This window comes from Agrobacterium albertimagni AOL15 (genome assembly GCF_000300855.1).
GTDB lineage: Bacteria > Pseudomonadota > Alphaproteobacteria > Rhizobiales > Rhizobiaceae > Allorhizobium > Allorhizobium albertimagni.
The window spans coordinates 182,162-194,962 of the sequence record NZ_ALJF01000011.1 but is presented as its reverse complement, the minus strand read 5'-3'; the positions used below and the strand labels follow the sequence as shown (position 1 = coordinate 194,962).

Here is a 12,801-nt window from a genome sequence, read left to right as displayed (position 1 = left end):
GAAAGCAAACCGTGAAGCCGAATATCTTCAGCATCATCCTTTATGTCGGCACGGCCGTAGCTGTTGCCGCACTCGCTTATGCGAGCTTCCAGAGCGCGACAGTCGCCTGGTCGGTCGGCATCTGCGTGGCAATCGGGGTTGTCGTCTACGCCTTCAGCAAGCTGCCGGAACCGAAGAAGGTCGCACGGTCCGAGGAAGCACCGAGCACGGCCCGTTCGCCGGCTGCCCAGGCCGCTGCCGTGGTTGCGGTCATCTTCGGTCTGATGCTGATCGTTCCGACCGTCGTGCTCTGGCTCGGTCGTTATTCGCCCGAACTCGGTGCCTTCGTCGGCGGCGTCGCCCTGATGGCAATGTTCCTGATCCTCTGGCTCCGCTCGCGCTATCAGCGCAGCCGGGGCGGGGACGAGGGTTGATCTCTCAGCCGTTGAGGCTCGCTGCCAGAAGAAGGGCGCCGAGCAGGACAACGAGCAGTGCCGCGCCGACCTCGATCGCGCTTGCGACGACGCCTGCGCGTCTCGAACCCGGACCTGAGAGCCTCAGGGCGATCCCCTTGGCGCCGACGGCGAGGCTTGCAAGAAGCGACACGGTGATCGCGGTGCCGAGAGCCATGGCGAAGACCGACAGCACGCCACCGAGCAGCAATCCGTTCAGCAGCGAGAAGGTCATGACCAGCAGCGCGCCGGAGCAGGGCCGCATGCCGACCGCAATGACGGCCGACCAGGCGTCTCGCAGGCTGAAGGCACTGCCGCCGACGAGGCTCGGATCGGGTAGATGGGTGACGCCGCATTCATGGCAGACCGAACCCGGGGCCAGCGCATCGTGATCATGGGCAACCGCCAGCGCGCGGAAGCGCGAGCCGGTTGTCTCCCCGGTCGAGGTGGTCTCAGTCGGACCGGCAAACAGCGAGGCTGTAACGCTGCCGCCGGAGGAGGTGTCGGCGCTGTCGAACAGGCTACCCGTTGTTGCGGCGGCCCGGCTCGTCTGTGCAAAGGATGCCTTCAGCTTACGCACCAGGAGCCAGAGGCCGAAAGCGACGATCATCGCGTAGCTGGCAATCTCCAGCGTTCGCGTCGCATCCGTCATGCTGATCGCGCTGCCTCTTAGCAGGACATAGGCGGTACCGACGACCGCGATCGCGACGAGGCCCTGCAGGAAGGCCGAGACGAAGGAGATCAGAATGCCGCGGCGCAGCTCGATTTCATTGGCGAGCAGGTAGGAGGAGATGACCGCCTTGCCATGCCCGGGGCCGGCGGCGTGAAAGACCCCGTACAGGAAGGAGAGGCCGACAAGGCTTGTCAGTGCCCAGGGATCCTCGCGCATGGCCTTGAGCGCTCCGGTGAGCGACCTGTAGAAGGCCTGCTGGTGGTCATTGATCAAGACCAGCAGTTGCGCAAAAGGTCCACCCGTTGGCTGGTAGCTCGGTTCTGCCGTGCCGATGCCGAGAGGGGAGGCGGCATGGGCGAGACCGGCGAGGAAAACAGGCGCCAGTGTCGCGGCAATGAGCCCTCCAGTGCGTGCGCGGCCAACCGTCCTCAGCATGAGACCTCCATGCGGGTGGCAAACAGCTTGCCCATGTCGTTGCCGGTCGGATCGCTGAAGAAAGCCTCGGTGAGGTTGAGCTGGTTCTGGGCGATGACCTCGTCCGGATCGGGGCGGACGACCTTGTGGGTGCAGGCGGAGAAGGCCTTGCCCTCGACCAGCATGTCTTCATCCTTGGCGAAGTCGATCGCCGTGTAGAGCGTCGGGTCGTAGACCCCGAAATGCATCCGCCCGCCGATCGTGACGGGTGTCTTCGGTTTCGCGACGAAGAATACGAGAAGCTGATTGTCCTTGAAGTCGACGTTGAAGACCTCGGGTTTCGCGATTTCGGAGGTGGCGCCGTCCTTGGTGATGAAGGTGAAATAGCTGTAATCGCCGAGCGAATCGCGGATGGTGTTGGCGATTTCGGTCAGCTCGCTGTGGTCGAGCTTCAGGTCGCTGTTCTTGTCGAAGTCCATGAGAACGCTTGAGGAGAAGATGTCGTCGAAGCGCCAGACATTGCGCAATTCCTTCAGCGTGCCGTCATCCGCCGCCACGATCTCAAGCCTGGCCTCGGCGAAGATATGCGGATGGGAAAGTGCCGGTGTGGCAAAGGCCGTGACCATTGCGGCCACCCAGTAACCGAGCCTCTTCAGCATGCTCTCAACAACCCTTCCCGATTTCCCGCTTGAGGTCCCTCCCTGTCCGATGAATGGGACGAAAGTGGGACCCGATGCAGCGCTCAAACTCAGGAGTAGCGCTTGAACCATGCGTGAAGGTAGTCGACGAAGGCGCGGACCTTGGCCGGCAGGTAGCGGCGATGCGGATAGACGGCGTAGATGCCACGGTCCTTGGCGATGAAGTCGTCGAAGAGCGAGACCAGTTCACCCGATGCCAGATAGGGGCGGGCAATGAAATCGGGGATCATGGCAACGCCCATGCCGGCCCGCGCGGCGCGCAGGGTCGCGAGCGGGCTGTTGACCTCGATCGGGCCTGAGACGTTCACCGAGATCATGTCGCCATTCGCTTCCATGAAGCGCAGGCTGTTGTGGGAGCGAGAATTGGTATCGATCAGGAAGGGGATGCGGGACAGCTCGGTCGGATGCACCAGCGGGCCGTTTTCCGCGATGAAGGCAGGGGTCGCGCAGGCATAGACGCGGAAGTCGGAGAGCTTGCGGGCGATCATGCCGGAATCGTCAAGCTTGGTGATTCGGATGCCGAGATCGAAACCCTCCTCGATCAGGTCAACGAATCTGTCTTCCGCGACGATCTCCAGAGAGATCTGCGGGTTCTCCCTGGCGAAGTCGATCAGCGACTGCCCGACATCGGCATCGATGAAGGTGCGGGGAACAGTGACCTTGAGCTTGCCCTTGAGGTCTGCATTGTTCTCGCGCACGAGGTCTGCAAGGTTGTCGATCTCCTTCAGGATGTCGGCGGCGGTGCGGAAATAGGTGTGGCCGGCCTCGGTCAGCGAGAACTGTCGTGTCGTACGATTGAGCAGGAGTGCGCCGAGTTCATCCTCCAACTCCCTGACGTACTTCGACAAAAGCGCCTTGGAGCGGCCCGTCTTGCGGGCGGCAGCAGAAAAACCTTCGGCTTCCACCACGTCGATGAAGGCTCTGATGCGCGTCAGCGTGTCCATTTCAGTCCCAATCCCCTCGCGAAGTTGCCGGATTGTGAACAAAGCGCCCGCTTCGTTCAATAGCTACCGCAGAAACGGCGAAAAAACTTCCGCACGGCCTCAAAAAATCTCTTGATTATGACGAGCGCATTTCTTATCTCCGGTTTGCCCAAAGTCGCACGTGCCTGTGGGTGTCCGCCGACCCTCGAACTGGGATTTATCCCTAAGGTGAGGTCATCGGTAAGGTACCTGGAACTAACCCCTCCAGTCGCTATTCCGGCCAACCGGGAAATGCGAGGACATCTTGAAGCAACGACGGTGCGGGCCTTTCTGGTTCTCTGCCGGCTTTCCATCAGCCGGGGTACTGAAGAGGCACACCATCATTGCCGGAAGTGCGGTAGGGTCTCCCTCCAATCCATGGCAGACAAAGCGGATTTATGCGCTCAGGCAAGAGTGCGTTTATCCATCGTTTCGCGCGTCGAGCGTTCGTACGGTACCGGTGTTTCCACCGACTGGTTTCGAGCGATGTCTCGCCGTCCTTTGTCCATCCGAAGCTTGGCCGCTTCGGGTTTCGCTGGAATTTGGAAGGTTACATCGATGACCACTGCACGCATCCTCGACTTCATCAACACCCGACGTCCCGAAGGTCCCTGCCTCGTGGTCGACCTCGACGTCGTGCGCGACAATTTCGGTGCCTTCCGTCATGCCCTGCCGGACAGCGCCATCTACTACGCAGTCAAGGCGAACCCTGCGCCGGAGATCCTCCAGCTCCTGGCCTCGCTGGGCTCGAACTTCGACTGCGCTTCGGTTGCCGAGATCCAGATGGCACTCGATGCCGGTGCAGATGCCTCGCGCATCTCCTTCGGCAACACCATCAAGAAGGAACGCGACATCGCTCGTGCGTTTGCGCTCGGCGTGAACCTCTATGCCGTCGACAGCCACGAGGAAGTCGAGAAGATCGCGCGTGCCGCTCCTGGTGCCCGCGTGTTCTGCCGCGTCCTGACCGATGGCGAAGGCGCCGAATGGCCGCTGTCGCGCAAGTTCGGCTGCGTTCCGCAGATGGCCGTCGACGTTCTCGTCTATGCGCACCAGCTTGGCCTCGAGAGCTTCGGCGTCTCGTTCCATGTCGGTTCGCAGATGACCAAGGTCGATGCCTGGGACGGCGCCCTTGCCGACGCGAAGCGCGTGTTCAACTCGCTTGCCAAGCAGGGCATCGTGCTCAAGATGGTCAACATGGGTGGTGGTTTCCCGACCAAGTACCTGCGCGACATCCCGTCGGCAGAAGCTTATGGTCAGGCGATCAATGCGTCGCTGAAGAAGCATTTCGGCAACAACATCCCGCAGACCATCATCGAGCCGGGCCGCGGCATGGTCGGCAATGCCGGCGTGATCAAGGCGGAAGTCGTCTTGATCTCGAAGAAGTCTGACAATGACGAGCACCGCTGGGTGTTTCTCGACATCGGCAAGTTCGGCGGTCTCGCCGAAACCATGGACGAAGCGATCCGTTACCCGATCCGCACCGTCCGTGACGCCGACGACATGGCGCCTTGCGTTCTCGCTGGTCCGACCTGCGATTCGGCCGATGTGATGTACGAGAAGAATATGTATCCGCTGCCGATCTCGCTTTCGATCGGCGACGAGGTTCTGATCGAGGGTACCGGCGCCTATACCACCACCTATTCGGCGGTGGCGTTCAACGGCTTCGACCCGCTGAAGTCCTACGTCATCTGACGTCTCCCGTGCCGGCCAACCGGCACGGACCCTCACAATTATCGTCATCGCTTGGGATGGGAGGCCAGAATGGCCGCTGTTCTGACCAGCATGCGCGCGCTTTTCGCGCCGTCGCCTGCATTTGTCATCGATCATGAAACGCCGGCCGACGTGGTCGCGCGCGAGGCGCTGCTTGACCGCACCATGGGCCGCGACCGCCGCAAGAAGTCGTCGGAGAAGATCCGCCGCGGTCGGGTCCCGGCCGAAGGGCTGGCACTCGTTGCCCGTGATGGCGCGGGCCACGTGATCGGAACCGTGCGGCTGTGGAATATCGAGGCCGGCGTCAGCCGTGAAGGCCAGACGGTCGACGCCCTGCTGCTCGGTCCGCTCGCCGTCGACTGCGCCCATGAGGGCAAGGGAATCGGCGCGGCGCTGATGCGGGCAGCCCTTCTCGAAGCGCGCAAGCGCGGCCACGGCGCCGTGCTGCTCGTCGGCGATGCCCCTTATTATGAGCGTTTCGGCTTTTTTGCCGACAAGACGCAGCATCTGGTGATGCCGGGTCCGTTTGCCCGTGACCGCTTCCTGGCGCTGGAACTCGTGCATGGCTGGCTCGAAGGAGCTGCCGGCATGGTGGTCGCGTCCGGTCGCAAGCTGTCGCAGCCGACGGACCTGCGCCGCGCAGCCTGATCGAAGGCTCCCAGATGCTCGCTGAAGGGCCCGGCCGCGATTCGCTCGCGCCGGGCCCTTTCCTTTGTCCGGCATGAGGCCGGGCGCATGCTGCTTTTTCAATCGTCAACTCTGGATGTGTCGCGCCGGCCACAGCTCCAAAGACGATCGTTGTTTTTCATAATCAAGTGCTAACCTATTGATCTGCCTCAAGCGGCTTCTCTCTCCGGGGCTGCTAGCTGGCGCCGGCTCTAGGCCAGTATCTGTTTCAAGGAGAGAATGATGAGCACCGTCCGGACTGCCTCAACCCGCGCTCTTGCCGCGACCGCCACTCTGCTGCTGCTGACCGCCGCAGCCTCGGCGGCCGACATGGCGCCGCTCATGGACCCGGCACCGGAAGCGGCGACCGAAACGTTTGCCGCGCCGAGCCCCTGGCAGGTCCGCGTGCGTGGTCTGGGCGTGATCACGAATGATTCGGGGTCCGTGAACGGCGTCGCCGGTTCGGATCTGTCCTATAGTGACAGCGTGATCCCCGAACTCGACATCACCTATTACCTCACCGACAATTTCGCCGCCGAACTGATCCTCGGCACGACCTATTCGAACATCTACGGGGAGGGGAGCCTGGCTGCCGTGGGCAAGGTCGGCAAGACCTGGCTTCTGCCGCCGACACTGACGCTGCAGTACCACTTCACCGATTTCGGCGCGTTCAAGCCCTATGTCGGTGCCGGCGTCAACTACACCATGTTCTACAGCCAGAAGGGTGATGCGGCGAGCAGCCTTGACGTCAAGAACACCTTCGGCACAGCGCTGCAGGTCGGTGCCGACTACATGATCAACGAGCATTGGGGCGTGAACTTCGACGTCAAGAAGCTGTTCCTGAAGGCCGATTTCGACGCGACCATCGGCGGTACCGATTACTCCGGCAAGGCGAAGCTCGATCCTTGGCTGATCGGCGCAGGTATCACCTATCGGTTCTGAGACCACTTTGCCTCGGGTTAGCATATGCATTCAGAGGGACGGGCGGCAGCGTCCGTCCCTCCAGCGTGGCGTGAAATTGCCTCTCATCTTGCCATGTCGGCCTGGAACCGGGGCTTCGGACCTTTGGCATAGAGACGGCTGTTAAGCTTTGAGAAAGATGGCGTTGTTACCTTTGGTTGTGTTCCGCCTGGCCTTCGCTTTTCCGGGTCGGGAAAGGTGGAGTTCGCAGTCGAGGAGCACCGTTGGGGGATCCTATGATTGCAGGCATCGGTTCTTTATCTGCCAGCTCCATCTCGTTGCTTTTTTCCAGCTCGGGCACTGGCGCGTCGGAGGCGACAAGTTCACCGATTCGCTTCGACGAAGTGACGGGCAATATCGATGACGTCTTCAGGGCAGGGGGCGCGATCGGGAAAATCATCGAGATCGTTGCCGGGATGAATTCATCCGACGGCCTGTTCACTATGGAAGGCGCGGAGCGCATCGAGGGCACCAACGGTGATTATCGGCTGACTAAGACCGGGACCGGCAAGTTCATCACCGATAGCGAGCAGATGTCAAAGCAGCTCGAAGCATTCACTGAGCAGGCAAAAGGGATCGGGAGCAAGGCGGAACGCGCCCGAGCGTTCCTGAAGGCAGCGGAGGATGGGACGCTCCAACGCTACGACATGTCAAAAATGGGCGTCACATCCATCTACACGCAGACTGATTTCTATCGCGCGGATGGGCAGCAGAGCGGGTCTGTCGGGCGCTGGAATACATCGGGCATGGACGAATTCCTTGAAAAATACGTCGTCATCGAAAATGAAATGATGACCGACAGTGCCACTGGCAAGTTTGCCAGCCTCACGCAAAATGGCACGGCCTTTCATTATTGGGTGTGGTGAGGCGCGACGACGTTCCTTCATTCGCAGAAGCCTGCGCGTGCTCCGGGCCGCTTGCGATTTTCAGAAGCACTTGCTCAGCTTGTGCGGTCTGCGCCAGCCGGTGTGGCAAAACTCACGCACTCCTCACGCAGTCCTGACAAGAGCTGTCCTTTTTTCCGCCACGAGCGGGAACTATCTTCGCTCTCATCGCTTCTTGGTGCGGGGTCCGGCGCGAAAAATTTCGCACGGGCGGGAACAAATACGCCGGATAGGTTTAGGTGGTTATGTTGTATAATCATCACATACATTAACCAGAGATGGCGTTATAAGCGACCTTGTAACACAGGAGTTAAAAACATGATGAAGAGCATCCTTCTCGGATCTGCCGCCGCTCTGGCGATTTCGACCTCGGCTTTCGCGGCTGACGCCATCTACGAAGCTCCGGCTGAACCGCCGATGGCTGCCATCGAAACCGCGCCGCAGTTTTCCTGGGCAGGTGGCTATGCAGGTATCCTGACCGGCTACGGCTGGGGTGACGGCGAAACTGCAGGTATCGACGCAAGCTTCGACGGCGCACGCTTCGGCGGCTTCGTTGGCTATAACTGGGATCTCGGCAACCAGCTCGTCGTTGGTCTCGAAGGCGACCTGAACTACGACTGGAACGACGAAACTGTCGCTGGCGTCGGCGATTTCGAATCCGGTCTGAACTGGTCGGCTCGCGCCCGCATGGGTTATGCCATGGACCGCGCGCTGCTTTACGTAGCCGGTGGTTACACGGGCACGAACATCGAAGGCAACACCGCAGCTGGCAGCTTTGACGACACGCTGCATGGCTGGACTATCGGTGGTGGCGTTGACTACGCTCTGACCGACCGCATGTTCACCCGCGTCGAGTATCGCTACAACGACTTCGGTTCCGGCAACCTCGGCGGCACCGACGTCGATTTCAGCCAGCACACGGTCAACGTCGGTCTCGCGGTCAAGTTCTGATCCGATCGATTGATTGATGATGCGCCCGGCCGTCCCTTGGGATGGCCGGGCGTTTTTTTGTTGAGGCCAGACCTCGGCGGCTTACGCGGCCCGGTGCTCGATCGTCCTTGATTTGCCTTCCCGGATCTCCGCGCGGCGATTGAGTTCGAACCTGTTGACCAGGGTTGTCAACAACATCGCGCCTTCTGCCAGGGTATGACCGATGGCTGTTGTTTCCTCGACCATGGCGGCATTTTGCTGGGTCATCTGGTCGATGCTGTTGATCGCCGCACTGATTTCCTGAAGACCGGTTGCCTGTTCCCGGGCTGCCGTTGCGATCGCATCGACATTGGTGTCGATTCGGCTGACGAAATCGCCGATCTGATCGAGGGCGTGGCCGGTTTCGCCGACGAGCTGGACACCGGAAGACACTTCGACACTGGACTTTTGGATCAGGCCCTTAATGTCACGTGCAGCGTTTGCCGAGCGCTGCGCCAATTCCCGGACCTCCTGAGCGACCACCGCGAAGCCTTTGCCGGCTTCACCAGCGCGCGCCGCCTCGACGCCGGCGTTCAGTGCCAAAAGATTTGTCTGGAAGGCGATCTCGTCGATCACGCCGATGATCTGGCCGATCTCGGAAGATGCGGTTTCGATACGCTCCATGGCCGATACGGCGGAGCGAACCACATCTCCGGATGCCACGGCACAGTTTTTCGCTTCTCTCACGAGTTCCCGCGTATCGCTGGTGCGCTGGGCCGAAAGCCGTACCGTGGCAGTCACCTGTTCGAGGGCTGCTGACGTCTGCTCAAGGGCTGCTGCCTGCTGCTCCGTGCGATTTGCGAGATTGCTGGACGCCTCCCGCATTTCCTGGCTATTTTCCAGCAGGCGACGGGTCTCTTCCATGACCTTTTCCAGGGTCGTCTGGAAGGTTGCGATCGAATGATTAAAGTCGTGGCGCAGCGGTTCGAAGCGCTTATCGAAGGCTTCGTCCAGGGTCATGCGGATATTGCATTCAGCTAGACGATGCAGGCCGGCACCCAAGGCTTCGATGACGAAGCGCAAAGCTTCCGCCTCGATCATGCGGTCCTTGTCGCGCAGGGCCCGCTCGCGGTCCACCTCGGCGCGGGCCGTTTCGGTTTCAGACTGCAGGCGCTGATTTTCGAGGCCGGCCTGGCGGAAGACCTCGACGGCTGCCGCGATATGGCCAATTTCATCCTTGCGGTTTGCATGGGGTACGGTGGCGGTGAAATCGCCACCTGCCATGTTGGTCATGAAGTCGGTGATTTCGCCAAGCGGTTTCAGCGCGCGGCGGTGGATGAAGTAGACGCTGCCAAGCGCGGTTGCGATAAGCAGAAGACCCAGGGTCAGCACGAGAAGCTCGCGGCTGGACGATTCTGCGGCCGCATAGGATTCACGGCTGACAAGATAGTCGCTTGCCATTGTCACCAACTGGTTCACCGAGGTCTCGTGATCGTGGAACTCGACCTTCAGTCTCGACAGAATCGGCGTGACAGCGCTGGCATCGCCGGCCGAAAGAGCGGGCTTCACCTCGTTCTGAAGCGTGCTCCAATAGCGGTCCCCCTTGGCGATGACTTCGTCATAAAGCTTCGCGCGCAGAGCGTCTGGCAGGGTGGAGTTCTTCCAGTATTCTCGGCGCTCTTCGTAGAGCGTCTTCAGCACGTCGAAGCGGGGGATGTTGACGGCTGCTGTGTCTGGATGAACGAAGACCTCGTTGGCCAACGCGTAGGATTCGATCAGATAGAGTGGCGGAGGAAGGATGTCGGCGATCAGGTCCTTGCCGTCGACGATCTCTTTATAGATCGGACCATTGACCTTGAGCGTCTGCAGCGTCTGTGCGCCCACTCCGGCGACTGCGACGATGCCGGCGGCAAGAGCGAGACCCGCTGCCGTCACCACGATTTTGAGGTTGAGTGTCATGTTGCGTCCGTTTGCAAATCCGCCTGCCGGACAGGCGCATGCGTCTGCGCCTCGGCAGGATGCCGTGGTTGAAGAAAATCTGAGATAGGCTGCGGAGAATCTTGCAGTCAGACGAGACGCGGCTTTGTTGTCTCTCGCTCGTCCTCCCCGAAAATAGGGAGGGATTTACTACCGCATGGTTAAGGTGAGCATACAGTGAATAGTATAGTGTGATTTTTTGTAGTATTTGCCGTTAAGCGCGATTTTTCTTGCGAGTACACGCAACTAAAACGCTCTTGGCGCCGTGCGCGGCAATCAGCCGGTGATGTCAATGACGCCGCAGTCACCCGCCTCGGAGGCGAAGGCGAGGAGTTTGCCGGTGCTGCTCCAGGCAAGCGAGGTCACGGCACCCTTGCCGGGACGGCGCAACAGCGCCTCCTTGCCATCGGCGATGCGCACGGCGAGGATCATGCCGTCGATGAACCCGATCGCCAGAACTTCCTCCATCGGGTGGAAGGCGACCTGAGTGACGAGAATGTTGGCGCGGGTGCCGAGTTCGAGCGGGGCCTTGCCCATCGGGCCGTCCTTGCCGGAAAACGGCCAGACGATTGCGGCCGGTGCACCTGACGAGGCGAGCCACTTGCCCTTGGGCGACCAGGAAAGAGATTTGACCTTGGCGGGATAGCCGGTCATCCGCATGTGGCGCGTGTCGGCGGCCTTGCCGTCGAGCTTCCAGCCATGCAGCGCCGATTCCTGCATCATGGTGACAACGAAGCGGCCATCGGGCGAGAAGGTCACGCCGGTATGGGCGCCCTTCCAGTCGAGATCGACAGGCGCGCCTGCCGTCCCAACCCAATGGAGCGTGACGCCGTTATAGCGGGCGACGGCGATGCGCAGACCCTTGGGAGCAAAATCGACGGCCTCGACAGTACGCTCCTCGACAAATTCCTTTGTCGTGCCATCGGCAAGCCGCACGAAGGTCGACTTGCCATAAGCATAGGCGACCGCGCCTTGCGGACCGGGCGCGACGACCGAGATCCACTTGCGCGGCACATGGGCGACTTCTGTTACCGTGCCGTCATGGGCGATGCGCAGCACGCGGCCGTCCTCGCCACCGGTGAGCAGGGTCTGGCTTGCCGGATCCTTGACGCAAGTCAGCAGACCGGCATTCGCCTCCGTCACCTTCTCGCCGCCATCCAGCCGATGAATGGCACCGCTTGCCGCGGCGAAGACCGGGATGTCACCGAGAAAATGGGTCGAGACAACGTGACCTTCGATATCGAGCGGTGCGACTGTGGGCATACGGACAGGCTTTCTTTCAGGCAGAACGGTTCGGTCAGGCGGCGGGGCGCAAAAGCCCCGTTCAGGCGGTGGTGGCTTCGCAGGCCTTGAAACTCGCTTCGAGCTTTTCGCGGTCGAGTTCGCGACCGATAAAGACAAGGCGGCTCTCGCGCTTCTCGCCATCCTTCCACGGACGCTGGTGATCGCCTTCGACGATCATGTGCACGCCCTGAACGACATAACGCTCCTCGTCGCCCTTGAAGGCGATGATGCCCTTCAGGCGCAGAATGTTTGGCCCTTGAGTCTGCGTCACCTTCTGGATCCAGGGGAAGAATCGGTCCGGGTTCATCTCGCCGCCGCGCAGCGACACCGAGGTCACGGTGACGTCGTGGATGGCAGACGGGGCGTGGTCATGATGGTGGTGGCCATGGCCATGGTCGTGATGATGGTGATCATGCCCGTGATCATGGTCATGACCATGATGGTGATGATCGTGATCGCAATCCGGGCCGCAGACATGGTCCGGGTCGTCATGATCGAGGAAATGGGGATCATTTTCCAGCGCGCGCTCAAGATTGAAGGCTCCCTGGTCGAGAACCTTGGCCAGATCAACGCCGGAGCGGGTGGTCGAGTAGATGCGGGCCGACGGATTGATCGCGCGGACGATATGCTCGATCTGGTGCAACTCGTCATGGCTGACGAGATCGGCCTTGTTGATGACGACGACGTCGGCAAAGGCGATCTGGTCTTCGGCTTCGCGGCTGTCCTTGAGGCGCAGCGGCAAATGCTTTGCATCGACCAGTGCAACCACGGCGTCGAGTTCCGTCTTGGAGCGGACGTCGTCATCCATGAAGAAGGTCTGGGCGACCGGGACCGGATCGGCGAGGCCTGTTGTCTCGACGATGATGCCGTCGAAGCGGCCGGGACGGCGCATCAGGCCTTCCACGACGCGTATCAGGTCGCCGCGCACGGTGCAGCATACGCAGCCGTTGTTCATTTCGTAGATTTCTTCATCAGACTCGACGATCAGGTCGTTGTCGATGCCGATCTCGCCGAATTCGTTGACGATGACGGCGTATTTCTTGCCATGGTTTTCGGAGAGGATGCGATTGAGCAGCGTCGTTTTGCCGGCGCCGAGATAGCCGGTGAGCACGGTGACGGGTGTCGGTTTTACGGATGCTTCGGTCATGAAAGCCTCTGATGTCAGGGGGCGCCGGGCGGTGCGGCTGTAATGGTGTTACCCCCATATAGGCGTTCCGTCTTGCCAGTTCAAAG

At 60.8% G+C, this 12,801-nt stretch carries 12 protein-coding genes; 6 read left to right on the top strand and 6 right to left on the bottom strand.

The features are described 5' to 3' along the window. Positions 1 to 11: 11 nt before the first annotated feature. Positions 12 to 413 (top strand): hypothetical protein, encoded by a 402-nt coding sequence (locus tag QWE_RS25770; protein WP_006726970.1) that lies wholly within the window; start codon positions 12 to 14, stop codon positions 411 to 413. A 4-nt stretch (positions 414 to 417) separates the two neighbouring features. Here the strand turns inward: QWE_RS25770 and QWE_RS14850 are convergent, their stop codons facing one another. The 3 genes from QWE_RS14850 to QWE_RS14840 all read right to left on the bottom strand — a co-directional run bounded on the left by QWE_RS14850 (position 418) and on the right by QWE_RS14840 (position 3,160). Continuing rightward, on the bottom strand, positions 418 to 1,539 hold the full coding sequence (locus tag QWE_RS14850) for a nickel/cobalt transporter (protein WP_006726969.1): 1,122 nt from the start codon (positions 1,537 to 1,539) through the stop codon (positions 418 to 420). Further along, positions 1,533 to 2,177 (bottom strand): DUF1007 family protein, encoded by a 645-nt coding sequence (locus QWE_RS14845; protein WP_006726968.1) that lies wholly within the window; start codon positions 2,175 to 2,177, stop codon positions 1,533 to 1,535. Before QWE_RS14845 ends, QWE_RS14850 begins: the two co-directional genes overlap by 7 nt. An 89-nt stretch (positions 2,178 to 2,266) precedes the next feature. Beyond that, positions 2,267 to 3,160, bottom strand: a complete 894-nt coding sequence (locus QWE_RS14840; RefSeq protein ID WP_006726967.1) for a LysR family transcriptional regulator — start codon at positions 3,158 to 3,160, stop codon at positions 2,267 to 2,269. Between the two features lie 576 nt (positions 3,161 to 3,736). Here QWE_RS14840 and odc2 point away from each other — a divergent pair. The 5 genes from odc2 (at position 3,737) to QWE_RS14815 (ending at position 8,349) form a co-directional block, all read left to right on the top strand. Beyond that, positions 3,737 to 4,870: an ornithine/lysine decarboxylase gene (gene odc2 / locus QWE_RS14835; protein WP_006726966.1), complete on the top strand. Its 1,134-nt coding sequence runs from the start codon at positions 3,737 to 3,739 to the stop codon at positions 4,868 to 4,870. 69 nt (positions 4,871 to 4,939) lie between these two features. Further along, complete coding sequence (locus QWE_RS14830; RefSeq protein ID WP_006726965.1) at positions 4,940 to 5,536, top strand: GNAT family N-acetyltransferase; 597 nt, start codon at positions 4,940 to 4,942, stop codon at positions 5,534 to 5,536. Positions 5,537 to 5,797: 261 nt separating this feature from the next. Then, complete coding sequence (locus QWE_RS14825; RefSeq protein WP_040300287.1) at positions 5,798 to 6,496, top strand: OmpW/AlkL family protein; 699 nt, start codon at positions 5,798 to 5,800, stop codon at positions 6,494 to 6,496. A 254-nt stretch (positions 6,497 to 6,750) separates the two neighbouring features. Further along, a complete protein-coding gene (locus QWE_RS14820; RefSeq protein WP_006726963.1) occupies positions 6,751 to 7,380 on the top strand; it encodes a hypothetical protein in 630 nt (209 codons plus the stop codon). 336 nt (positions 7,381 to 7,716) lie between these two features. Further along, complete coding sequence (locus tag QWE_RS14815) at positions 7,717 to 8,349, top strand: outer membrane protein (RefSeq protein WP_006726962.1); 633 nt, start codon at positions 7,717 to 7,719, stop codon at positions 8,347 to 8,349. Positions 8,350 to 8,430: 81 nt separating this feature from the next. On the opposite strand, the gene QWE_RS14810 is transcribed toward QWE_RS14815, so the two are convergent. From QWE_RS14810 to QWE_RS14800, 3 genes are all read right to left on the bottom strand, one after another. Next, entirely contained in the window at positions 8,431 to 10,266 is a 1,836-nt protein-coding gene (locus tag QWE_RS14810; RefSeq protein WP_006726961.1) for a methyl-accepting chemotaxis protein, read from the bottom strand. Between the two features lie 294 nt (positions 10,267 to 10,560). Next, entirely contained in the window at positions 10,561 to 11,547 is a 987-nt protein-coding gene (locus QWE_RS14805; RefSeq protein ID WP_006726960.1) for a WD40 repeat domain-containing protein, read from the bottom strand. Positions 11,548 to 11,608: 61 nt separating this feature from the next. Then, the gene (locus QWE_RS14800) at positions 11,609 to 12,715 is read right to left on the bottom strand and encodes a CobW family GTP-binding protein (RefSeq protein ID WP_006726959.1); all 1,107 of its coding nucleotides are present in this window, start codon (positions 12,713 to 12,715) and stop codon (positions 11,609 to 11,611) included. Between the last annotated feature and the right edge of the window lie 86 nt (positions 12,716 to 12,801).